Annotated in this window: 1 protein-coding gene; it reads left to right on the top strand. The window is 61.1% G+C overall.

Going from position 1 to position 270, the window contains the following annotated elements; all coding sequences use genetic code 11:
* On the top strand, positions 1-256 hold a 256-nt coding region (locus OU789_RS16875; RefSeq protein WP_274656959.1), incomplete at its 5' end, for an SOS response-associated peptidase family protein.
* Positions 257-270 lie beyond the last annotated feature (14 nt).

The following is a 270-nucleotide window of genomic DNA, read 5'->3' on the forward strand; positions in this document are numbered from 1 at the left end:
GGCTTTCATGGCAATTGCCGGCATTTGGCGCGAGGGGAAGGGCAATGAGGCGCCTGCCTTCACCATGTTGACGACATCGCCGGCGCCGGACGTCGAGCTCTTTCATGATCGACAGGTCGTGGTGCTACGACCAACGGATTGGGCGCACTGGATCTATCTGACGCGTCCAGAGAAGGACTTGCTGCGACCGCTGCCCGAAGGCTCCCTGCAAGTCGAGACCGTGCGGCCGGGGAAAGATGAAGCGGGAGCTATCTGATCGTCGGTTCCTCT

The sequence above is a fragment of the Halocynthiibacter sp. C4 genome (genome assembly GCF_028823805.1).
Taxonomy (GTDB): Bacteria; Pseudomonadota; Alphaproteobacteria; order Rhodobacterales; family Rhodobacteraceae; genus Falsihalocynthiibacter; species Falsihalocynthiibacter halioticoli.